The sequence below is a fragment of the Blastococcus sp. SYSU D00922 genome (genome assembly GCF_054050495.1).
This window is the reverse complement of sequence record NZ_JBJGZL010000003.1, coordinates 342,939-363,648: the sequence shown is the minus strand read 5'-3', so window position 1 is coordinate 363,648 and position 20,710 is coordinate 342,939. Positions and strand designations below refer to the sequence as shown.

At 67.3% G+C, this 20,710-nt stretch carries 18 protein-coding genes; 17 read left to right on the top strand and 1 reads right to left on the bottom strand.

What is annotated here, in order from left to right:
* The first annotated feature begins 29 nt into the window (after positions 1-29).
* Genes ACI78T_RS06735 through ACI78T_RS06710 form a run of 6 tightly spaced genes read left to right on the top strand, consistent with a single transcriptional unit; the run spans position 30 to position 6,156 of the window.
* Positions 30-731: a hypothetical protein gene (locus ACI78T_RS06735; RefSeq protein ID WP_456557308.1), complete on the top strand. Its 702-nt coding sequence runs from the start codon at positions 30-32 to the stop codon at positions 729-731.
* 8 nt (positions 732-739) lie between these two features.
* Entirely contained in the window at positions 740-1,669 is a 930-nt protein-coding gene (locus ACI78T_RS06730) for a hypothetical protein (RefSeq protein ID WP_456557307.1), read from the top strand.
* Complete coding sequence (locus ACI78T_RS06725) at positions 1,666-4,974, top strand: FtsK/SpoIIIE domain-containing protein (RefSeq protein WP_456557306.1); 3,309 nt, start codon at positions 1,666-1,668, stop codon at positions 4,972-4,974. Before ACI78T_RS06730 ends, ACI78T_RS06725 begins: the two co-directional genes overlap by 4 nt.
* Complete coding sequence (locus ACI78T_RS06720; RefSeq protein WP_456557305.1) at positions 4,967-5,242, top strand: hypothetical protein; 276 nt, start codon at positions 4,967-4,969, stop codon at positions 5,240-5,242. The genes ACI78T_RS06725 and ACI78T_RS06720 overlap by 8 nt, the downstream gene beginning before the upstream one ends.
* Positions 5,243-5,248: 6 nt before the next feature.
* Entirely contained in the window at positions 5,249-5,947 is a 699-nt protein-coding gene (locus tag ACI78T_RS06715) for a hypothetical protein (RefSeq protein WP_456557304.1), read from the top strand.
* Positions 5,944-6,156, top strand: coding sequence for a hypothetical protein (locus ACI78T_RS06710; protein WP_456557303.1), 213 nt, complete (start codon positions 5,944-5,946; stop codon positions 6,154-6,156). Before ACI78T_RS06715 ends, ACI78T_RS06710 begins: the two co-directional genes overlap by 4 nt.
* A 3-nt stretch (positions 6,157-6,159) precedes the next feature.
* Here the strand turns inward: ACI78T_RS06710 and ACI78T_RS06705 are convergent, their stop codons facing one another.
* On the bottom strand, positions 6,160-6,975 hold the full coding sequence (locus ACI78T_RS06705; RefSeq protein WP_456557302.1) for a hypothetical protein: 816 nt from the start codon (positions 6,973-6,975) through the stop codon (positions 6,160-6,162).
* A gap of 231 nt (positions 6,976-7,206) precedes the next feature.
* Between ACI78T_RS06705 and ACI78T_RS06700 the strand changes: the two genes are divergently transcribed.
* From ACI78T_RS06700 to ACI78T_RS06650, 11 genes are all read left to right on the top strand, one after another.
* Positions 7,207-7,719, top strand: coding sequence for a hypothetical protein (locus tag ACI78T_RS06700; RefSeq protein WP_456557301.1), 513 nt, complete (start codon positions 7,207-7,209; stop codon positions 7,717-7,719).
* Positions 7,720-8,017: 298 nt separating this feature from the next.
* Positions 8,018-9,493, top strand: coding sequence for a polysaccharide biosynthesis tyrosine autokinase (locus ACI78T_RS06695; protein WP_456557300.1), 1,476 nt, complete (start codon positions 8,018-8,020; stop codon positions 9,491-9,493).
* A gap of 118 nt (positions 9,494-9,611) precedes the next feature.
* On the top strand, positions 9,612-11,429 hold the full coding sequence (locus tag ACI78T_RS06690) for a polysaccharide biosynthesis protein (RefSeq protein WP_456557299.1): 1,818 nt from the start codon (positions 9,612-9,614) through the stop codon (positions 11,427-11,429).
* Positions 11,426-12,565 carry an aminotransferase class I/II-fold pyridoxal phosphate-dependent enzyme gene (locus tag ACI78T_RS06685; protein ID WP_456557298.1) on the top strand — a complete coding sequence of 380 codons (1,140 nt, stop codon included), beginning with the start codon at positions 11,426-11,428 and terminating at the stop codon, positions 12,563-12,565. Before ACI78T_RS06690 ends, ACI78T_RS06685 begins: the two co-directional genes overlap by 4 nt.
* A 23-nt stretch (positions 12,566-12,588) precedes the next feature.
* The gene (locus ACI78T_RS06680; RefSeq protein WP_456557297.1) at positions 12,589-13,164 is read left to right on the top strand and encodes a sugar transferase; all 576 of its coding nucleotides are present in this window, start codon (positions 12,589-12,591) and stop codon (positions 13,162-13,164) included.
* Positions 13,161-13,808: a NeuD/PglB/VioB family sugar acetyltransferase gene (locus tag ACI78T_RS06675; RefSeq protein ID WP_456557296.1), complete on the top strand. Its 648-nt coding sequence runs from the start codon at positions 13,161-13,163 to the stop codon at positions 13,806-13,808. Before ACI78T_RS06680 ends, ACI78T_RS06675 begins: the two co-directional genes overlap by 4 nt.
* A complete protein-coding gene (locus ACI78T_RS06670; RefSeq protein ID WP_456557295.1) occupies positions 13,805-15,040 on the top strand; it encodes a glycosyltransferase family 4 protein in 1,236 nt (411 codons plus the stop codon). The genes ACI78T_RS06675 and ACI78T_RS06670 overlap by 4 nt, the downstream gene beginning before the upstream one ends.
* Before the next feature lie 48 nt (positions 15,041-15,088).
* Positions 15,089-16,147, top strand: a complete 1,059-nt coding sequence (locus ACI78T_RS06665; protein ID WP_456557294.1) for a glycosyltransferase family 4 protein — start codon at positions 15,089-15,091, stop codon at positions 16,145-16,147.
* Positions 16,144-17,250: a glycosyltransferase family 4 protein gene (locus ACI78T_RS06660; RefSeq protein ID WP_456557293.1), complete on the top strand. Its 1,107-nt coding sequence runs from the start codon at positions 16,144-16,146 to the stop codon at positions 17,248-17,250. Before ACI78T_RS06665 ends, ACI78T_RS06660 begins: the two co-directional genes overlap by 4 nt.
* A gap of 27 nt (positions 17,251-17,277) precedes the next feature.
* Positions 17,278-18,147 carry a glycosyltransferase gene (locus tag ACI78T_RS06655; protein ID WP_456557292.1) on the top strand — a complete coding sequence of 290 codons (870 nt, stop codon included), beginning with the start codon at positions 17,278-17,280 and terminating at the stop codon, positions 18,145-18,147.
* A gap of 97 nt (positions 18,148-18,244) precedes the next feature.
* Positions 18,245-19,441 (top strand): hypothetical protein, encoded by a 1,197-nt coding sequence (locus ACI78T_RS06650; protein ID WP_456557291.1) that lies wholly within the window; start codon positions 18,245-18,247, stop codon positions 19,439-19,441.
* The last annotated feature ends 1,269 nt before the right edge of the window (positions 19,442-20,710 follow it).

Here is a 20,710-nt window from a genome sequence, read left to right as displayed (position 1 = left end):
GCAGGCAAGCATCGGGAAGGAGGGCAACGGTGAGCTGGTTCAGGTCCACGTCCACGTCCCTGCCCAGGACGTCGTACGGCTACCTGCCACCGCCGGGCGCGACTGCTCACGGCTGGATCTGCCCCGACCAGGATTGCGGAATCGGCGAGCATGAGCCGGTCCGGCGCTGGCCCAAGGCGTGCCCCAGCTGCGGGACGGCGGCGGATCCGCAGCTGGATCCGCCGTGGAAGCACGACGCCGAGGGCGTCGAGCTCCAGTGGATCCTCCGGAACGACCCCGGGAGAGGTGGCGGCTACCACCAGGACCAGTGGCTGGTCTGGCAGTTCAGGGACGCCGTGCTCCGGCGGGATCCGGCGGCGGTCTCCGAGGCGCGCGCCCGGGTCAGGACGGCGATCGAGGCAGGTACTTACGCCCGCTTCTCAGGACCGGGCAGCATCCTGTTCCACCTCGTCTGGATCGGCCTGGAGAACGGCGATCCGGACGGTGTTGCTGACGACCTCTGCTTCTGGCTCGCCCACTCCGCCGGCGAGGACGCGGAGACCGACAACGGTGTCCGCACGAACGTCCGGCAGGTGATCGACCTGGCCGCGCGATTCGTCGGAGCCCGGGACGGCGCCGCGCATCCTCGGGCGCCTGAGATCCGGCGCGGGTGCCTGAGGTTGGCCGAAGGTGCCTTCTCGGTCCTGAACCGGGACCAGCAGCAGGCCGTCACGCAGATGACGCGGGCGTAGGGGCCGGCGTGGCCTGGTGGAGCCGCAAGCCGGGGGTCGTCGACGCCATCGGGTCGGACGCGCTCGCCGACTTCGGCCGGTTCGAGTTCCTCGGCGAGCAGAGCGGTGTCAGGGACCCGTACGGGTTGGTCTCGGCTCTCGTCCCACGGTGCATCCCGCCCGACGGTCCGGATGCGGCCGAGGTCGTCGCCGAACTGCGCCGGCACGCAGCGCGCGGTGAGTGGGAGAAGGTCGGCGCCTGGAAGTTCGTGCGCGAGTTCCTGGCTCCCGAATCCGGCGCCGACGACCTGGTCGACGCTGGGCTGCTCGCCATCCACCGGATGCGGGTCACGAACCTGGCCATCCACCTGGCGCCGATCGACACCCCGCGCTTCACCGAGCTGACCGGGGGGCCGCCGCCGCACGACGGATTCTTCGGGCCGCCGGTTTTCGACTCCGGGTTCGGTCCCACTCGGCAGTACTACTTCGACGCGGCCGTCGCCGCGGCCGCCGGCCGCCGGATCGGGCGGGTGCCTTCTGCGCCGGGCGTGCCACCGGGGCCGGTCGACGAGGCAGCGCGGGCGATGTGGGACTTCGGCCTGCTGGTCCACCGGGGGCCGCTGCTGGTCAGCCCGGACATCTCCTTCGAGCCGGGTGTGGTGCGCCCGGCCGTCGCCGCCGCGACCGGCGTCGACCACGCTCTGTTCGTCGAGCGGCTGGCCGAGGCCGTGCTGGACGATCGCGCGGTGCACCACGGGGTGTGGTCCTCGCTGGGGGCTGCTCGATTCGTCGAGGACTACCTGGACCTCGGGGCCCTCCGCACCGCTGGCTACGAGCTCTTGCTGGAGCGTGCGATCGTGCTCGTCGCGGAATCCGGCATCCTCGGGGTGGCCATGCCGGCCGACGTCATGACCCGACGCCAGCGCGAGCGGCTGCACGCCGCACGGCCCCCGTCGTGACGACGTCGCGCCGAGCGCAGGCGCCCGCGCCCTCCGCCGACCAGCTGATGCGCCGCATGCTGCATGCGATCGCCCGGTTGCACGCGGCCTGTGCGCGGGACGCGGCGGAGTTGGGGCGCCTGGACGACCAGCTCCGGCAGGACGTCGCCGCCGCCGAGAAGGAGGCGCGGGCGGAGGCGGCGCTGCTCCTCGCGCGCGCCCCCGGCAGCACGGGCGGCGCGTCCCTGGGTGGCGAGCTGCGCGCCGACCTGGACCGTTGGCCCATCGTCGAGGTGCGGCACGTGGATCCGGGTCCGCCGCCGGTCTCGCTGTCGGCTGCGATTGAGGAGTGGTCGACCCTCGCCCCCTATGCCCGGCGCCGGGTGAACGAGGTACAGGCAGCCCTCGCGACCTGGCACGGGCGACTGTTCAAGCGGGAGAAGTCGATGCCGACGGTCCCGGAGGACCTGTGGCGTGAACTCGATCTGCTCGACTCGATCCACCGTGCCGTGCCGGTTCTCGAGCAGGCATTCATCGCGGACCGCGTCCGTGAGGTGTCCGGGGCTGCCGAGGTCACCCTGGCCGCCGAGAGCGAGCAACGCTTCGCCGACCAGCGACGACTGGCCGGTGAAGTGCGGGCGGCGACCGCCGCGGTCGAGTCGTCCGTCGGGCTGGCCGGCCGCGCCTGGTCCGATCCGGGGTGGGGGGCACCGGCGCCGGCCGACGCGGTCCAGCACTACCTCCGGCTCGGTGACCTGCTGGTCGACCTCCCGCCTGCGCTCGGCGTCGGCGCCGTGCCGGCGTTGGCCGTCTTCCCCCTCGAGGCCGGGCTCGCGCTGGCATCCGACGTGGCGGATCGCGACTCCGCGACCGGCCTGCTCAAGGCATTACTGCTGCGGCTGCTCGCGGCTGTTCCCCCCGGGGGGCTGCACCTCAAGGTCGTCGACCCGGTGTCCCTGGGGCAGTCGGTCGCGGAATTCCGTCACCTGGCCGAGTACGACAGCCGGCTCGTGGACGAGAAGACCTGGACGGCGGAGCGCGACATCGAGCGCCTGATGGACGACCTGTCCAGTCACCTGGAGGTGGTCATCTCGTCGTACCTGCGAGGCCAGTTCGAGTCGATCGACGACTACAACCGGCATGCCGGTGAGGTGGCCGAGCCCTATCGCGTCCTGGCGGTGTTCGACTACCCGACGGGCTTCTCCGAGCGGGCTCAGCGCCAGCTGCTGAGCCTCATCGAGAACGGCCCGCGGTGCGGGGTCTATACCGTGCTGCACCACGACCGGCGTGCTGAGCGGAGCGACGACAGGGGACAGGTGCCGATCGAGCGCCTGGTGCACAGCATGCAGAAGGTTGAGTGGACCCGCGGGCGGGCGCGGTTGCGGCTCACCGACCCGCTCGGCGAGATCGAATTCGAGCTGGTTCCGGACAGCGCGGCACCCGTCGCCTTCGCCTCGGACGGCCACCCGGAGACGGGTTTCGCTGCTCTGCTCGCCGCGGTGGGAGCGCAGGTGCGGGAGCGGCACGCACGGCCGCCGGCGGTCACCCTGGACAGCCTCCTGCCGGTCCTGAGCCGGAACCGTGGCGGAGTCCAGCCGGAGTACGTGCCGGATGCCGCGCCGGTCTCCCGCGATCCGGCGACGTGGTGGGGGGCGCGGACCGCCGGCAGCGCCGTGGCGCCCCTGGGACGCAGCGGCGCGCAAGGCGTGACGGCGATGCACTTCTCGTCGACCGAGGTCGCCGGCGGCGCGATCATGGTCGGTCTGCCTCGCTCGGGCAAGACAACGTCCCTGCACGCGCTCATCTTGACGATGGCCATGCTCTACCCGCCCGAGGAGCTCGAGCTGTACCTGATCGACGCCAAGCACGGTGTCGAGTTCAAGGTCTACGAAGAGCTGCCGCATGCCCGGATGGTCTCGGTGCACAGCGAACGCGAGTTCTCGCTCGCCGTTCTGAAGAGCCTGGAGGCGGAGATCCGCCGGCGGGCCGAGCTCATGAAGGCGGATGGTGCAGGGCGAGCCAACCTCACCGAGTACCGCGCGGCGACCGGTGCTGTCCTGCCGCGGATCGTCCTGGTCATGGACGAGTTCCACGAGCTGTTCGAGGAGCCTGACAACGTCGGCATGGCAGCGTTCGACGCGTTCAGCAACATCGTCCGGATGGGCCCGTTCTCCGGCGTCCACGTCGTCGTCGCGTCGCAGACGCTGTCCAGCATGCCGGCCATGGATCGTCCGACGCTGATGCTCCTCCCGCAGCGCGTGGCGTTCATGTGCAACGAGTACGACGCCGAGATCGTCATGGGGGACACGAACAAGGCGCCCCGCCTGCTCGCGCGTACCGGCGAGGGGCTCTTCAACCCCTCGCGGGGGGACGAGTCGAGGAACCAGCCGTTCCAGGGGCTCTACGTCAGCACGGAGGAGCGCGGTGCGCTGATCGGCCAACTGGCGCGGAAGGCCCAGGGCGCCGGATGGACGCGCCGTGCACGCGTCTTCGACGGTGACGCCGTCGTCCCCAGGCCGCCCGACGCGCTGCACCTGACGGGGTCGGGCGCCCGGCTGACCGTCCCGATCGGGGAGCCGTTCACGCTCGCCGAGCGGGACGTGGTGGTCCTGCGCAGATCGCGCGGCGCCGGCGTCCTCATCGTGGGCGACCGCGAGGACCTGGCCGGCCGCGATCCCGCGGTGCGGGGTGTCGTGCACTCCTTCCTGCTCGCTGCCGCCGCGCAACGGGCGGGTGTGACGGTCGTCGACTTCATGGGGGACGACGAGGAGGTCGACGGCACGCTGAGCGTCCTCGACGTCGCCGCCGAGACGGGTGCCGCCTACGTCCGATCGCGCGGTCTCGGCCCCGTGCTGGCGGAGCTGACGTCGACGGTGGTGGAGCGAACGGCGGCGGGGGAGTACCGGGCTCCCGCGCGGCTGCTGGTCATGACCGGTCTGGAGCGCGCGCTGGCGCTCTCCCCCGCGGACCCCTTCGACGCCGATGACTCCGGAGAGCCCGCAGCCGGTGAGCAGCTGGCCGACCTGCTGCGCGAGGGCCCGGAGGTCGGCGTCCACGTCGTCATGAGCGCCGACAGCGTCCGTACCGTGGAGCGACGGCTCGGGGCGGACGTCCTGCAGGAGCTGACCATGCGGATCGCCGGCAGCGCGGCCAGCCAGCAGGACCTGGCGACGACGAGCGGCCAGTACGGCGACGTTCCGCCGCTCCGCCACGGCCAGCTGCTCGTCGGTGACCTGACACAGGGGACCGCGAGGCGGATCCGCGGGTACACGACTGTGGCGACCGGTTCGGCGTCGCCGGGACGGCGAGGAGACGATCGTGGCTGATCTGGTCAACGCCAGTCCGCAGGACGTCAGGAAGCTGGCCGCGGCTCTGGCCGCGTACCAGCAGGACGTCGCGGCGGCTGGCAAGAAGGTGCGGGGCGCACTGAACGCCGCGAACTGGCACGACCCCCAGAAGGACAAGTTCGAGGCCCGGTACCGAGACCTGCAGAAGGGGCTCGACCGCTTCATGAGCGGCGAGGTGACGGCGATGGTGAAGGGCCTCAAGGACCTGGCGCGCAAGCTCGAGGACATCCGCTCGACGAGGATGTGACCAGCTGTGTCAGACGTCATCAAGGCCGAGAGGCATGCCGTCCAGCAGCTGCAGAAGGCCGTCGTGCGATACGCCGAGCGACTGCGCGACGCGGCAGCGGTAGCGCGCCGGGAGGCCGCGGTGGCCCAGGCCCGGGCTCAGCAGGTGGTGGATGGGCGTCGGGCCGTGGCGGACCGGGCAGCGGCCGAGCTCGAACACGCCCGGCAGGCGGCCGGACGGGCGCCGGAAGCTCAGAGGGCGCAGGCGCAGCAGGCGATCGCTGCGGCTCAGCAGCGGTTGCAGCGGGCGCTGCACGAGCTCCACGCGGCGCGACGTGCGGCGGCGACGCTGGCCGCAGCTTGCTCGGATCTCGTGGTCTCGTTGCAGGCGGCGGAGGCCGCGGTGTCCGAGCAGGGTTCAGCGGCCTCCGCGATCCTCGGCGGCCTCCAGAGCAAGCTCGCGGAGATCAGCGGGGACAGCTTCGGGGGCGCCCTCCGTGGTGCGCTCACGACGATCGGTGTCGCCGCCGAAGTGCTGGTGGGAACTGTCGACGTCGCCACAGTGGTCGGCAACGCCTCGCAGGGAGCCCTGCCGACCGCTCAGCGCGTCACCTCGGTGTCGCAACGGGAGGAGCAGCGCGTCGGGGAGCAGCAGCAGCTCTGGAAGGAGGTCGAGGTCGAGCAGCGCAAGCGCTCGAACGGCGGGCGGGCGGGGGCCGGCGAATGAGGCTGCAGGAGACGATGCGCATGGTGGAGGCGGCGCGGGCCGAGCTGGAGCGGGCGCGGTCGGACACGGCGGGCTGGTCCGACGACCTCCGTCGACGGTTCGATGCGCAGCGCTTCCAGCCGCTGGTGGACGCCGGCACGAGGATGGTCGTGGCGCTGCAAAGGGCCCAGGAGCAGGCGGACAGGGTGCAACGCCAGCTGGAGCCCTGAGGGCTATTCGCACACCGGGACGTCGAAATCCGTGTTGTGCACGTACGGGCCGCCCGGGACGTCGCCGTTCATGTAGGAGTTGGCGGGGGACCACAGGCCGTTCCACGGCTCGGTCTCGATGAGGTACCAGAAGCCGTCGGGCGTGACGCTGGGAACGCTCGGCGCGTAGTAGCGGCAGCGCACCTCCAGCACGGTGTGCGGCGGGATCGCGGTTCCGCCCCCCTCCAACGTGCGGGGGTCGGCGAAGGTATTGGCGCCGATGCTGCCTGCCTCTTCCTGTCTCAGCCGGCCGTCACCGGTGCTCGGTAGAGGCACGTTGACGAGGTCCTCCGCGGTCTCGGTCGGATCCGCCGCGGCAGTGGCGTCGTCCTCGTCGACCACGAGCGCCGTTACGAAGGCGGTGACGGCGATGACGAGCAGTTGGGCGGCAGCCACGAGGACCCAGCGGAACCAGCGCCGACGCCCCTCCACGACGGGCTCCTCGGGCGCTGCCGTGGCGGGGCCGGTGACGACGAGCGGTTCTGCGGTGCGGCTCGACGGGCCGCAGGAGTGGATCAGGGCGGGGACGCCCGCGGCGTCCGGGTATCCGGGCATCTCCGCGCGGGCCCACGTGTCCAGCTCGCGGACCGCTCCGGTCACCTTGGTGCGCGGATAGCTGCCGGCCGTCCAGTTGTCCAGGGTGCGGACGCTGACGAGGCCGCCACTGCGACTGGACAGCTGCTCCTTGCCCCCCGCCGCGGCCACCAACCAATTCACCTGAGCGACGAAGGGATCAGCCGACACCGACTGCTGCCCTGGTACGCCCGCCGTGTCCGTCATCGCACCCCCGTGCTCACGAAGCTGGGGGGTATTTATCGCACGCCGAGGGGCAGTGGGCCGGTTGACCGCGCCATCGCCGTTCCGCGCATGCGCGAACTTGCGGTACCTCGCGCCCAGACTTCCTTGCCGGGGCGTGGGAGGCCCCGGTTCGGTATGCGTACCGCAAAGCGTTCCCGGGTGCTGCCTCTGCTCTGCCCCCGCAGTGGTCCGCTACGTCCCCGGGAGGGCGCAATGTCGCAGCACCTGGCCGAACTCACCGCTCAGCCGATGCCGTCTCGCACGCTGCCCTCGGACACGGTTCCGCGGCCTCGCGAGGAGAGCATCGCCCCGCTGGCGGTGACCCTGGTCGGGGGTGACGAGGAACAGCGGCGCCGGCTCGCCGGCCTCCTGGCCGGAGTACCGGGCGTCGTGGTGACGGGCTGGTCCGACACGGCGACGTCGCTCGCGGTGCTGGAGGCGTGCTCCGCTCTGGACGTGCTGATCTCACCTCCGGCTGCTCCGCCGCAGGCTCCGTTGCGGCGGCCTGTGCTCGCGTCGAGGCAGCGCGACGTCCTCGTCGCCTACTCGGCAGGCAACGAGCTCCTCGATGTCGCCGCACGGGGTCTCGGGATGAACCCGGAAACGTTCAAGACCCATCTCCGTCGCATCCGGGCCAAGTACCGCGAGGTCGGCCGGGACGCACCCACTCGTCGCGACCTCTACGTGCGAGCAGTCCAAGACGGCTACCTGCCGCCGCCCGCGTGACGTCTTCGACATGGGGTGGGGCAGTCTCGGGTGATCGACCGACGACAGAGTTCCGACTCCGTTCCGTAATGGACTGCTCACCCTCGATCGATGTGCTGCCGCGAATCGCTTCACCAAGGAGTGACGACGCCCCGCGAAAGGGTCGAATCGGACACCTTCTGGCCTTCGGGGGCTCCCGGAGAATGGGCCCTCACAGGTACCGTTCGCATGCCCGTTCGACTCTCAACCATCGGAGGTCGGCGGGGTCGACGCGGGCCTCCGACGGGGGTAGGCCCGTGCTGTTCGAGCGGGGGCTCTGTTGGATCTGAAGGACGTGCTGGGTGCGGTGCGTTCTGGCTGGTGGCTCCTCGTCAGCGGGATCCTCGTCGGACTTCTCCTCGCCGGTGCCCTGAGCTGGGCGGCTACTCCGCTCTACTCGTCGTCGACCCGGCTGTTCGTCTCGGTCGCCGGCACCACCGACACCTCGGCCGCGTACCAGGGCAACCTCTTCTCCCAGCAGCGCGTCACCTCGTACGCCGAGCTCCTGACCGGTGAGCAGTTGGCGGAGGAGGTCGTCGACGACCTCGGCCTGGACCTGAGCGCGGAGGCGGTCGCCCGCAAGGTCGCCGCCCGAGCTCTGCCCGACACCGTCATCCTTGAGGTCACGGTGACCGACACCTCGGCCGAGCGCGCCCGCGACATCGCCGCGTCGCTCGGTGAGCAGTTCACCGAGCGGGTGACCGAGCTCGAGACTCCCGAGGGCGCCGAGGCGTCGACCGTCAAGGTCACCACCGTCCAGGCGCCGAAGCTCAATGCGGATCCCGTCAGCCCGGACTGGACGCGCAATCTCGCGTTGGGTGCCGTCCTCGGCCTCCTGATCGGCCTCGGGCTCGCGCTCCTTCGCAGCCGGCTCGACAACACGGTCAAGACGAACGACGACGTCGATGCGCTGACCGGCGCGGGCGTCATCGGCACCGTGCTCGAGGACTCACGTCTGGACGAGAAGCACGTCATCACCGCGGCCGACGACCACACGCCGACGGCCGAGGCGTTCCGCGCCATCCGGACGAACCTGCAGTTCCTCGACGTCGACAACCCACCCAAGGTGATCGTCGTCGCGAGCTCGGTGCCCGGTGAGGGCAAGTCGACGCTCGCCGTGAACCTGTCCACTGCGCTGGCGCAGTCGGGCAGCCGGGTGGTGCTGCTCGAGGCCGACCTCCGCCGGCCGCGGGTCACCCGCTACATGGGGCTGGTGGGCGGGGCCGGACTCACCAACGTGCTCGCAGGGACGGCGGAGCTGCACGAGGTGCTGCAGCCGTGGGGTGACGGCAAGCTCTCGGTGCTCGCGGCCGGCCCGATGCCGCCGAACCCCAGCGAGATGCTCGGCTCGGGTCACATGCGCGGCCTGCTGGAGCGGCTGCGCGAGGACTACGACTTCGTCGTCATCGACACCCCGCCGCTGCTGCCCGTGACGGACGCCGCCGTGCTCAGCGTCGCGGCCGACGGGTGTCTCATCACCACCCGATACGGCTCCACGCGGCGCGAGCAGCTCGAAGAGGCTGCCGCAGTTCTGGCGCGCATCGACGCGAAGCTGCTGGGGGTCGTACTCAATCGGGTGCCCCAGTCCGCGTCCATCGCCCGCAGCTACGGCTATGGCTACGGCTACGAGGCCGACCCGGGCCGAGTTCCGGTCCCGGAGCCGAAGCGCGGCCGCCCCGGGCGGCGCACCGGCCGGCGCCGTCACTCTCCCCTCGATGACCTGACGACGGGCTCCGATGGAGGTGCTCGGTCCTGAGCAGCGTCATCTCCGTCAGACCCGTCACCAACGGCGGACCCGTCCGTTCTACATGTGTCCCCGCGTCCAACCACCGGCTCGGTGCTGCCGGTCTGCTGCCTGATCGGAGGTCGGCCTCGTGATCCCGCGGTCCGGTGCGTTCTGGAAGCTGGCGCGCCTCGCCATGGTCATGGCCGACCTGCTCTCTCTCCCCGTCGGGTTCACGCTCGTTGCGGCGGCTCGCTACGACGGTGACCTCGACAGCGTGAGCCTCGCTGGGCTTCTCATCGTCACTGCGGCGGGCGGTGCGGCGTTCGTGGCTGTCTCGGTGGTCCTCCGTCTGCACCAAGGGCGCTACGCCGTGGGCAGTGCCGACGAGTTCAAGGCGCTCGCCGCGGCTGTGGCCACCGCCGCGATGGCGGCGTTCGCCGCCGACCTGATCGCCGGGAACCCGCGACTTCTTCCGTTGAGCGCGCCGCTGCTCGGCGGGATCGTCGCCTTCGTTCTTATGCTGACCTACCGGCTGGCCATCCGCAGCCAGCGTGAGGGTGCGGTGCGGCCCCGTCAGGGGCAGCCGACGCTCGTCTTCGGGGCGGGGGATGCCGGGCACCAGCTCGTGCGCTCCATGCTGGGTGATCCGTCGAGCCCGTTCGTCCCTGTCGGGCTCCTCGACGACGATCTCGCGAAGCGTCATTTCCGGGTGCGCGGGGTGCGGATGCTCGGCGGACGAGAGCAGATCGCCTCGGCTGCCATTGCCACCGATGCCGAGGTCCTCGTGCTCGCGGTTCCCTCAGCGGATTCGGCGATGGTGCGTGACCTCTCCCAGCGCGCCACGTCGGCCGGCCTCACCGTCAAGGTGCTCCCGTCGCTGTCCGACCTGCTGAACCGCCGCGTTGGCATCCGCGACGTGCGCGACATCGACATCGCCGACCTTCTGGGTCGCCACCAGATCGACACCAACGTGGGCGAGATCGCGGGCTACCTCAAGGGCAAGCGGGTGCTCGTCACCGGCGCCGGCGGCTCGATCGGCTCGGAGCTCTGCCGGCAGATCAGCACGTTCGCTCCGGCCGAGTTGATGATGCTCGACCGCGATGAGTCGGCACTGCACGCGGTGAGCCTGAGCATCCACGGTGAGGCGCAACTGCACCTGCCTGACGCGATCCTGGCGGACATCCGTGACCGGGATGCCCTGTGCGAGCTGTTCCTGCAGCGTCAGCCCGATGTGGTCTTCCACGCGGCCGCGCTCAAGCACGTCAACATGCTCGAGCAGTACCCGAGCGAGGGGTGGAAGACCAACGTCCTCGGCACGCGGAACGTGCTCGAGGCAGCGACAGCGGTCGGCGTGAGCCACTTCATCAACGTCTCGACCGACAAGGCCGCCGACCCGGTCAACGTCCTCGGCCGGACCAAGCGGATGGCCGAGAAGCTCACCGCCACTTACGCGCAGCGCAACGAGGGCCGGTTTCTGTCCGTGCGGTTCGGCAACGTCCTGGGTAGCCGGGGCTCCGTGCTCGAGACGTTCGCCGCCCAGATCGCCCGGGGTGGCCCGGTGACGGTCACCGACCCGGAGGTCACCCGCTTCTTCATGACGATCCCCGAGGCGGTGCAGCTCGTGATCCAGGCCGGGGCAATCGGCACCGGCGGTGAGGCCCTCGTGCTGGACATGGGGGAGCCAGTGCGCATCGCCGACGTGGCCGCCCAGCTCATCGCCATGGAGGGCCGACCCATCAGCATCCGGTTCACCGGCCTGCGCCCCGGCGAGAAGCTGCACGAGGAGCTGTTCGGCCGCGAGGAGCAGGACAGCCGGCCCGTGCACCCCCTGATCAGCCACGTGCCGGTTCCGGCCATCGAGGGCGACCTCGAGGGCTGGCTGGCGCGCCCCTTCCCGCCGCTCGAAGCGGTTCTCCAGGTCGACCCGATCGAGACCCGTCTCGCGCAGTCGGGGGCGCAGCAGTGAGCGGACGCATCCTCCTCTCGCCACCCGACGTCGGCGCCCGCGAGGAGGAGCTGGTCGTCGAGGCGGTGCGGTCCGGCTGGATCGCGCCGCTCGGCCCGATGGTCGACCGGTTCGAGGCTGCCATCGCCGAGCGCTGCGGTCGGCAGCACGCCGTGGCCCTGTCGTCGGGCACGGCGGCGCTCCACCTCGGCCTGCTTCAGGTAGGTGCCGGCCCGGGCAGCGTGGTCGTCGTCCCGACGATGACCTTCGCCGCCACCGCGAACGCCGTGGCTTACACCGGCGCCGAGCCGTTCTTCGTCGACTGCGACGAGGAGACGGGGAACCTCTCGCCGGAGCTGCTCGAGCAGGCGCTCGGTGATCTCCGGTCGGAGGGCGCTCGGATCGCGGCGGTAGTCCCGGTCGATCTGCTCGGTCGATGCGTCGACTACACGGCCATCTCGACGATCTGCGATCGCTTCGAAGTGCCGCTGATCTCCGACGCGGCCGAGTCGCTCGGTTCGAGCCACCGGGGGCGGCCGGCCGGTTCCTTCGGCGTCACCGCCGCGCTGTCCTTCAACGGCAACAAGGTGATGACGACGAGCGGCGGCGGCATGCTGCTCACGGACGATGTGAGGATCGCTGATCGCGCTCGCTACCTCAGCACGCAGGCGCGGCAGCCCGCCGTGCACTACGAGCACACGGAGATCGGCTACAACTACCGCCTGAGCAACGTGCTCGCCGCCCTCGGCCTGGCGCAACTGGAGCGACTTGACGAGATGATCGGCCGCCGCCGCGTCCTTCGGGAGCGGTACGTCGAACTCTTCGAAGGCGTCGATGGAGCGACCGTCTTCCAGCACCCCGGCGACGGCGACGACAACTGCTGGCTGACCGCTGTCGTCATCGATCCGGTAGAGGCCGGCTGGTCGTCCGATGACCTCCGAAAGGCTCTGGACACCGCCGACATTGAGTCGAGGCCACTCTGGAAGCCGATGCACCGCCAGCCGGTGTTCGCTCGTGCGAGCTCGCTCGTCACGGGGGCCGCGGATCACCTATTTGAACGCGGCCTCACCCTGCCCAGCGGTTCCGCCCTTTGCGCGAGGCAAACCAACCGTATCTTTGATGCCATCGCCGGATTTCTCGGATCGCGCCAGGCATGAGGGGTTACGACTTGCTCAAGCGGATGATCGACATCTTGGCGGCGGTGGTAGGTCTTGTTGTCTCCGCTCCGGTGCAGGCGGTTGTGGCGGTTCTCGTATTGGGCGGACTGGGGCGCCCGGTTCTCTTTCGTCAGGAACGCCCCGGTCTGCACGGAAAGTCGTTCTTCCTTGTGAAGTTTCGGAGCATGCGCAACGGCGAAGGGACCGACGCAGAACGACTTACCAGACTGGGCCGGGCGCTCAGGAAGTCCAGTCTCGACGAACTTCCTACGTTGTGGAACGTCCTCAAAGGCGATATGAGTTTGGTAGGTCCTCGCCCGCTGAGAACCTATTACCTTGAGTTGTACACTCCTCAACAGGCTCGGCGGCATGAAGTACGTCCCGGAGTCACCGGACTGGCACAGATTCGCGGACGCAACGGCTTGAGTTGGGAGGAGAAGTTTCAAGCCGACGTGGAGTATGTCGATTCTCGCGGGCTAGTTCTTGATTTCAAGATTCTCGCAGCGACGGTTCGGACGGTCCTCAGCCGCCAGGGCGTCTCCGCAGCGGGCTCAGAGACGATGCCCCGGTTCACCGGTAGCCCGGAGCAGAACGCGTGATCGCGGAGCCCATTGTGGTTGTGGGTGCTGGCGGTTTCGGGCGGAACGTCCTGGATGCGATTGAGGCAGTCAACCGGGCGGCCGACCGCCCCACCCTAAATGTGCTGGGGGTCCTCGACGACTCCCCAGGTCATGAGAATCTGGCACGGCTCGAGCGTCGTGGCGTTCCGCATCTCGGTCCTATCGAGGGATGGCTTGCCGAGGCGCGTGATGTGAGGTACGTGTCCGGCTTGGGCATACCTGCTGTCAGATTGCATGTCGCGGAGCGATTCGCAGAGCGGGGTCTCCCCAGCGTTACCGTCGTGCACCCGGGAGCAGTTGTATCCCCCCATGTGTCTGTCGATCAAGGAACTGTAATCCTGGGGGGCGTTCAGGTACTGGCCGACGCAATAATCGGCAAGCACGTGCATCTCAACGCGAACGCGATGATCGGCCACGATTCCGTCATAGACGACTTCGTCTCGGTCAACCCAGGCGGCGCGGTCTCGGGGCGGTGCCACGTGCAGCGAGGCGTGATGGTCGGCGCCGGCGCGGTGATCCTTCAAGGCTTGACGGTCGGCGCAGGGTCCATCGTCGGGGCCGCCGCCTGCGTCGTGCATGACGTCTCCCCCGGCGTCACAGTTGTGGGGGTGCCAGCCCGATGAGTGGCATGGTCAAGCGAGTAGCCGGTTGGAGAATGCCCCGCTGGGCCGGGGCGCGCCGCAAGATCTCCCCCACCCCGAGGGTGCTCTATTGCCTGTCGTCCCCTCAGTCCGCCGACAGGCTCTACATGGGACAGTTTGCCTACTTGCGGGCGGCTGGCTTCGATGTCGCGGTGGCGTGCCCCGGGGGCGATGTCGCCGAGAGCGTGGGTGCCCGAGAGGGCGCTCACATGCTCGAGGTGAACTTCGAACGAAAAATCTCGCTTCTGGCCGACATCGGCGCGATCGCCCGTTTGTGGGGTCATGTTCGGCGGGAGCGGCCAGCGATCATCATCTATGGCACACCTAAGGCAGCTCTCTTGGGTTCGCTCGTGGCGACAATGAACCGTGTCCCTATCCGCATCTATGTGCTGCACGGTCTCCGCCTCGAGACGCTCACTGGACTCGCTCGCGTCATCATGTCTCTCATCGAACGCATGATTGGCCGACTGTCGACGGAGATCTGGCCCGTCAGCCCCAGTTTGCGCGACGTCGCCTTGAGAATGGGCCTTTACCGGGCCACTCGGACGGTCCTGCTAGGCGAAGGGTCATGTAACGGCGTTGACCTGGCCCGCTTCGACAGGGCCGGCGACGCAGTGGCCAAGGAGGCGCTTGGACTGGCGGCCGACGACTTCGTCTTCCTGTTCATCGGACGCCGTACCAAGGACAAGGGCGTAGGAGAGCTTGTCGCAGCCTTCTCCAGCTTGGAACGCGAAGGCGCCCGGGCGAAGCTTCTGATGGTGGGACGGGAGGATCGCACTGACCCGGTGTCGCCCGCGGTCGCTCACCAAATTTCCACTAACCCGAACATCATCGATTGTGGCGACGTGAATAACCCCGAGAACTATTTCGCAGCGGGTGACGCATTCGTCTTGCCCACGTACCGAGAAGGGCTGGGCATGGTGCTCCTCGAGGCGGCAGCTGCGGGCTGCCCAATCATCACCACTTCGGCGACAGGGGCACGAGATGTAGCGGCCGCAGACCGAGGTCTGATTGTCCCGGTAGGCGATGCCACCTCGCTGGCCAGCGCAATGCGAACGGTGATGAGGGACCCCGCGGCAGCGGTAAGCCGACGTGCAGCGGCGCGGAAGTGGGTCCGTGAGCACTTCTCCCGAGAGACTGTTTGGAAGCTCCAGGAAGAACGACTAAGGACGCTGATTCAGGAACGTGCTTTGACGGGAAAGGGAGTTCAATGATCGCTGCCTCCTGCGCGAAGCGCATCGGCCACCGCGCACATACAACTCATGGCCATATCCCGGCGGGCGCCTTTTGGCGTCGCCTCGACGTTTGATCGGCTCACTAAGATGCGGATACTCCTGGCTGGCGGTGTCTACAGCTTGCCTCCCGACGCTCGAGCGCGGAAACGTCCCGCTCCGGAAGAAGTGCTGGCCGCTGGTCTCCGGGAAGCTGGCGAGGATGTTTACACCATATCGCTCAAGGACTTCAAGGCTGGCATTGGCGCTTGCAAGTATGACGTCGTGCATGTTCACCATATGTCAAAGATGGCGGTGATGCAGGCGCTCCTTCCGGGGACGATGGTGTTTACGCCACACTCCAGCACATACGGCTTGACCATTCGCCGGCGCAACGCCGAGAGGATCGTCTGGACGAAGTCGGATGCCGTTGTCTGCCTTAGTGAAAACGAAAGACGTGACAAAGTCGATCGTCTTCCAATGCTTGCCGGGAGGACCTTCGTCATCCCCAATGGCATCCCGCCGCTCACTGTGTCCCACCAGCCCGAACTTCGACAGTGGCAAGACGGTGACGAATTCAATGTCGCGGTAGTCGGACAGCTGATCCGAGTTAAGCGGATACATCTGGCTATTCAAGCCCTGACCCAGTTGCCAAGCTATGTGCGACTCCATCTCACTTACCACAACAGCCACCTTGAGAATGAGCTGAGGAGTCTTACAAGCAGTCTGGGCCTACAGGATCGCGTCTTCTTCCTGGGCCAGGCGGGGGGTGATGAACTCTATCAACGTTTTCAGAGCGCTCACCTACTCCTCATGCCGTCGTATGCCGAGGCGCTGCCTTCTGTGGTCAGTGAGGCTCTTATCACGGGCTGTCCAATAATCGCTACCGACGTCGGTGGGATTCGGGAGCAGATCGGCGGCCCGGCCGGCATCCTGGTGGACCGCGACATAGCCAATTACTCGTCCGCGATCCGCGCTGCAATGGCGAGATACGGAGAGTACGCTCGAGCAGCCTTTGCGCGGGGGCTGGAATTGGAGCGCCTGTACTCGCCTGCAATGATGGCGAGCAAGCACATCGAACTTTACAAGACAGTCCTGGACCGAGCGTGAAAATAGCACACCTGCTTCCTACGTCGATCCCCGTCACGCACGACAGGGGCGGCGCCGTCGAACGGCGCGTGCTTGCATTGGCCCAAGAGCAGGTGAAGGCCGGTCATGAGGTGACCATCTTCTCTGCTGGTGAGGAAGGGGTCCGGACTGTTCGCGACGTCAGAATCTACGGCATCCCGTACTCGTTGAGGCGCCCTTTCAGGGACTATGAGTACCTGTACCGCGTCCGTTCGGCTCTCCGGGCACAAAGGTTTGATGTGATTCATTCGCATGGCGTCCCTGATGCTGCAAGGATATTGGGGCGAAGAGCTCGACATGCCCGGCTGATTCTGACCGTTGACTTCTTTCGTTTTCGAGCGACGAAGTGGAAGCTTGGCAAACGACTCATGAAGACGTCGCTGCGCGCGTTCCATCGCATCTGTCCCGTGTCGGAGTTCTGTCGAGATGAGTTCCTGCGGTTCTACGGTGCCGATTACGGGGATCGCACCAGTGTCGTCTATAACGGAGTCAGTACGTCTCAATTCTTCCCCGACGACGCTGAAGCGGCGCGAGTTGCCGCGGCCTACGGACTCCTCAACGGGGCCCCCTACGTCTTGTACCTCGGACGCCTGAACCGACAAAAGGGCTCGGACGCGCTCCCCGAACTGGCGTTAGCGCTGAAGGAGCAGAGCGTCGTCGCGGCCGGCCCGGTGGGGCAGTTCGGCAGGGGGGCGCACGATAGCCTCGTCGATGCTCTGCATTCGGCCGGCGGAAGGTACTTGGGGCCGGTCCCCGAAAGTGACCTTCGGGGTCTCTTGAGTGGTGCGATCGCTCTGGTGCTACCCACGAGGCGCGATGAGATGTTCGGAATGGTGCTGATTGAGGCAGGTGCGTGCGGCACGCCAGCCGTGGCGAGCAATCTGGGCGGTATCCCGGAGGCCTTGGGGGAGGGCGGATATCTCGCGCCGGTGGGCGACGTGCAGGCCTTTGCGCAGCGAGTAACGGAAATCGCCAGCGATGACGTCAGGAGGCGCGACTTGCAAGCGGCAGCCCTCCGGAACGCGCTGCGGTTCACGTGGGAGAAGATCGCCGAGGATTACGCCGACGTGTATAGATCCAGATAATGGTAGTCGCGACGTCTCCTCGAGAGCATGACCAGGCGCAGCCTTCCCCTCGAGTCTTTGGGGCGCGCTGTGCCTGACGTTTCCGTTCTCATGTCCACGATATCTGTCGACCGGTGGTTGACCGAGGCGGCTGAGTCCATCTTGGATCAACAGGATGTGGATCTCGAGCTCATCCTCGTTCTGGATGGCGCGAGAGCGGAGGGCCAACCGGCGTGGATTCGGGACAGGCGAGTGAAGATACTGGTCAACCCTCATCGCACAGGCTTGTCTAACGCCTTGAAGGCGGCAGCAGTAGCGGGAAAGGGTCAATACTTCGCCCGGATGGACGCGGATGACGTGTCCGCGCCGGCTCGACTTAGCACCTTACAGAACTACCTTGAGTCCAACGCTGACGCCTCGGTTGTCGGCACAGCGGCGAGTCTTATAGATAGTAGTGGTCGGGTCGTTGGCGAGTCTTTGGCGCCCGCCACCCATGACGCGCGTCGTGCGCTTGTGGTGAAAAACCGACTCGTGCACCCGTCTGTGATGATCCGGAGATCGGCCTATGAAAAGGTAGGGGGGTACAGACGAGACCTCCGCCAGATGGAAGATTACGATCTGTGGCTGCGAATGGCGATGGTCGGACGCGTCGCCGTTCTCCCCGAGAGGCTTCTCCTCTATAGAGTCCACGCAAATCAGATGAGTAGGGGTGCTGCGCCACATGGGGCGCACGTTGCAGCCATCTCGCGAGGACAGTATCGGCTGGGTCGCGCCCTCGGTATGTCAGTGGCCAGCGTAAGTGCCGCGATAGTTAGGTGGAGGTTGGCGCAGTACGCGCGCTATTACGGGATCTTGGAGCCCGGGTACGACAAGGCTGCACGGCAATCGCGACCGGGATCGGCAGTGACGGATGCTTAGGCGTGGGCGCCGCGCCGCGGCTACTTTCGTCGATAGAAACCGGCTGGTCTTGACAAGCGCGTCATCGACGCTTGCTGGCACCCTGGTTGCACGAGCCGTGACCATGCTGTCAGTCATTGGTGCTGCCGGCCTCCTAGGTGCAGGGGGATACGGCACTTATGCCTTCATCCTCGCCACGGTCGGACTGAGCGCGGGCGTGGGACAATTGGGGATCGCGCCGATCGTCAGCCGCGAGATTGCACGTACGGAAAAGCCGGACGCCGGGGCGTTCGCCACCGTCGTCATCGGGACGACGGCGACCACGTCCGCCGTGATTGCGGCGGTAAGCATCGTCGTCATCAAACTGTTCGACGTAGGTTCTGTGGCGAGTACAGTTGACGTCTGGCTTGCAGTCGGGATAGTAGCTTGGGCGATGGCATCCGGTGTGTCGACCATCGCACAGGCAATCCTGGTTGGTAGGCAGTGGTTCTCGTCGGCCGCGCTTGTTCTAGCCCTGCGTTCGATCAGCATCTCGGCCGCAACCGTGGCGGGTGCTCTCTCCGGGGATTTTAGGCAGACGACAATCCCCGTTCTCCTCACGGAGTGTGGGGTTGCTATTGGCACGCTTCTCTACCTTCGCTATCGCGGTCTGCTGCGACTGGATGCCAGGTCTTTTGACGCCCGCGCCAAGCTCGCCCATGTCATGCGCATCGGCTCGAGTTCTGGTTTCGCTTCACTGATGGTCCAGGTGTCGTTCTGGGGCGGCTCGGCGTGGTTGATGAGCCAGCCAGGCGGCGCAGCCGCTAATGGCGCCTTCGCAGTCGCTCTGCGCATCGCGCTAGGAGCGTCGGTAATCCCGGCGGCGCTGACGACGGTGCTCGTGCCGCTCCTTAGCAGTGGTCGGCCCGACATCTCTCGGCGGGACTCGACAGTAATGCCCTCCGCTGTCGCCGCGCTTTGCGCGCTAGCTGTCTCACTGGTTATGCCCTATTTGTTCGATACCTGGTTGCATGACTACGGGGACTTTGCTGCCGTCTTCTTCGTGATGCTTGCCGGTATCGTGCCCGTGGTCATGAACGAGACCATCGGTGCAGTCGCACTTGCAGGTGGGCACATCCGGGCTTGGGTGGTCAGCGATGTGGTGCTGGCGACGGTGGCGGCATTGGTCTATTGGCCTACCGTCCCAGCGGCGGGTGCGCTGGGTCTCGCCGTGGCCCATGTTGCGGGTTATACCGTATCTATCGGTGTATTGTCTTGGGCCGTCCTCCGCTTAAGGCGGAGTACCGAGATCAACACAAGTAGCGTGAGAGCTTGAGTAGATACCCGAGAGAAGAATCGTTGGCTGGCGCAGATGTCGGGCCTCATGCCAGCGGGGCCGCCAGGCTCACTCGTCGTAGCGGTGGGGTCATGAGCTCACGTGAGCTACCAACCGTGGTGACGAGGGTGACGCCAAGGGACGTACCGGCCCGAAAGGGCGATCCATTTTGGCTCGCCAGTCGAGCGTTTGGCTTGGCCTGGTTCTCCTTCCTGCTGGTTCTCGGGATGATGGATCGTGAGCCAGCCCCGGACATCTACTACGCCAGTCTTCTCATGAGCGGATCTGCGCTCTTCATTGCCATCTTGGGCGAGCGCCGCGGAGGAAGCCATGGGTTTACGCCTGCCAAGTGGCTCGGTCTGCTGGCCCTGGTCAGCGCAACCGCTGTGTACGGCTCAATGCTCGTTGGTGGGGTGTCGGACCCGGACTTCCGACCGATCGAACGGGGCACGCCTCTCATATTGATGAGTGCGCTAGCGGGAACATACTTCGCCGCTGTCGCTGTTGGCCTGCGGCTGACCTCGCCCGCGCCGAGAACCACCGCAGCAACTCACCGCCCCCCGCTTGGCCGTCTTGTTGACGTGCGTCTCGCCTGGGCTGCTGTACTCGTCGGGGCGGTGGCCATGGTGGTTCGCTTTCCGAATCCGTCTGCCTTGATGACGTATTGGCTTGGGGACGTTAGCGCCGCGGAGGTGGCGGGATCGGCCGCCTTGTTCTCTGCTCTCGCGCGCCCCTTCCTGGCAGTCGGTGTAGGGATGTTGCTGGTGCGCTGGGCAACAGGATCGCGCTTCCGTAGCGTTGTCGCGGTCGGCGGGACAGGTCTCGTTGGCCTATTGGTACTGGGGACGTATGGGTTGAATCGTGCTGCCCTCGCCGCACCCTTGGTGGCCGTCCTTCTGCTCAGAGGGGACGAGCGGCGTACGGTCCGTTGGAAACTAGTAGCGCTCTCGGGCGCATTGGTTGCCTGGCTCCTACTCCTGTGGGGTCGATATCGGAGCATGGCCCAGATGCCGGCAGCGTTGCGTCAGGAAATGCCATCCACTGGTCCGTCCTTGGCCGATACCCTGCAGGTTTATGGCCAGGCTCCTCAGTTCGCAGCGGTCGTCGCCGAGAGCCCCGAGTCGTTCCCTCCGGTATCCCTGGTTGCCGAGGTGCTGTCGCCAGTACCTGGTGTTTCGGACTCGCTCCGAGCGGTTTCAGGCACACGTGCATACAACGCGCTCATCTATGGGGCTGGAGGAAGCGAGGACCAGATCCTGCCCACTTGGG

What these genes read in the sequence shown, in the direction of transcription:
- ACI78T_RS06710 (WP_456557303.1), top strand. Translation starts at nt 5,944, where the DNA reads ATGAGGCTGCAGGAGACGATGCGCATGGTGGAGGCGGCGCGGGCCGAG.
- ACI78T_RS06705 (WP_456557302.1), bottom strand. Translation starts at nt 6,975, where the DNA reads ATGACGGACACGGCGGGCGTACCAGGGCAGCAGTCGGTGTCGGCTGAT.
- ACI78T_RS06700 (WP_456557301.1), top strand. Translation starts at nt 7,207, where the DNA reads ATGTCGCAGCACCTGGCCGAACTCACCGCTCAGCCGATGCCGTCTCGC.
- ACI78T_RS06680 (WP_456557297.1), top strand. Translation starts at nt 12,589, where the DNA reads ATGATCGACATCTTGGCGGCGGTGGTAGGTCTTGTTGTCTCCGCTCCG.
- ACI78T_RS06670 (WP_456557295.1), top strand. Translation starts at nt 13,805, where the DNA reads ATGAGTGGCATGGTCAAGCGAGTAGCCGGTTGGAGAATGCCCCGCTGG.
- ACI78T_RS06665 (WP_456557294.1), top strand. Translation starts at nt 15,089, where the DNA reads ATGGCCATATCCCGGCGGGCGCCTTTTGGCGTCGCCTCGACGTTTGAT.
- ACI78T_RS06655 (WP_456557292.1), top strand. Translation starts at nt 17,278, where the DNA reads ATGACCAGGCGCAGCCTTCCCCTCGAGTCTTTGGGGCGCGCTGTGCCT.